A 1,212-nucleotide genomic window follows, 5' to 3' on the forward strand; every position below is an offset into this window, starting at 1 on the left:
CCCCGCGACTGGGACACCGCCGAACGCGAGGGCCGCACCATCACCCCCCTCATCACCCGCCTCAACGACATCCGGCGCTCCAGCCCGGCGCTCCGGCAGCTGCGCGACCTGCACTTCCACCACGCGGACAAGGACGCGGTCATCGCGTACTCGAAGCGGAGCGGTTCGAACACGGTTCTGGTGGTCGCCAACCTCGACCCGCACCACACCCAGGAGGCCACGGTCTCGTTGGACATGCCGCAACTCGGCCTGGACTGGCACGAGTCGGTGCCGGTGCGCGACGAGCTCACCGGTGAGACCTATCACTGGGGCAGGGCCAATTACGTACGTCTCGAACCGGGCACCCGGCCTGCGCACGTCTTCACCGTCCTGCGACCGTCCACCCCGCAGATCGGAGGGTCACCCACCATATGATCGTCAACGAGCCCGTTCCGGACACGTTCGAGGACACCCCCGCGAAGGACCGGGACCCCGAGTGGTTCAAACGCGCCGTCTTCTACGAGGTCCTGGTCCGCTCCTTCCAGGACAGCAACGGCGACGGCGTCGGCGACCTCAAGGGACTGACCGCCAAACTCGACTATCTGCAGTGGCTGGGCATCGACTGCATCTGGCTGCCGCCCTTCTTCCAGTCCCCGCTGCGGGACGGCGGCTACGACGTCTCCGACTACACCGCGGTACTGCCGGAGTTCGGCGACCTGGCCGACTTCGTGGAGTTCGTCGACGCCGCCCACCAGCGCGGCATGCGCGTCATCATCGACTTCGTCATGAACCACACCAGCGACCAGCACCCGTGGTTCCAGGAGTCCCGCAAGGACCCCGACGGCCCGTACGGCGACTACTACGTGTGGGCCGACGACGACAAGCAGTACCCGGACGCGCGGATCATCTTCGTCGACACCGAGGTGTCGAACTGGACCTTCGACCCGGTGCGCAAGCAGTACTTCTGGCACCGGTTCTTCTCCCACCAGCCGGACCTGAACTACGAGAACCCGGCCGTGCAGGAGGAGATGATCTCCGCGCTGCGGTTCTGGCTGGACCTCGGCATCGACGGATTCCGGCTGGACGCGGTGCCGTACCTGTACCAGCGGGAGGGCACCAACTGCGAGAACCTCCCGGCCACCCACGAGTTCCTGAAGCGGGTGCGCAAGGAGATCGACGCCCAGTACCCGGACACGGTGCTGCTGGCGGAGGCGAACCAGTGGCCGGAGGACG

2 protein-coding genes are annotated in these 1,212 nt (G+C 66.7%); both read left to right on the plus strand.

The genetic code is table 11. From position 1 onward, the window contains the following. A partial coding sequence (locus VKA29_RS21725; protein ID WP_324787570.1) for an alpha-glucosidase C-terminal domain-containing protein occupies window positions 1-414 on the plus strand: 414 nt, incomplete at its 5' end. After that, the coding region (locus VKA29_RS21730) for an alpha-amylase family glycosyl hydrolase (protein ID WP_324787571.1) at window positions 411-1,212 on the plus strand (802 nt) is incomplete at its 3' end. The genes VKA29_RS21725 and VKA29_RS21730, both read left to right, overlap by 4 nt.

Origin of the sequence: Streptomyces sp. H51 (assembly GCF_035656535.1) — a bacterium.
In the GTDB taxonomy this organism is placed as follows: domain Bacteria; phylum Actinomycetota; class Actinomycetes; order Streptomycetales; family Streptomycetaceae; genus Streptomyces.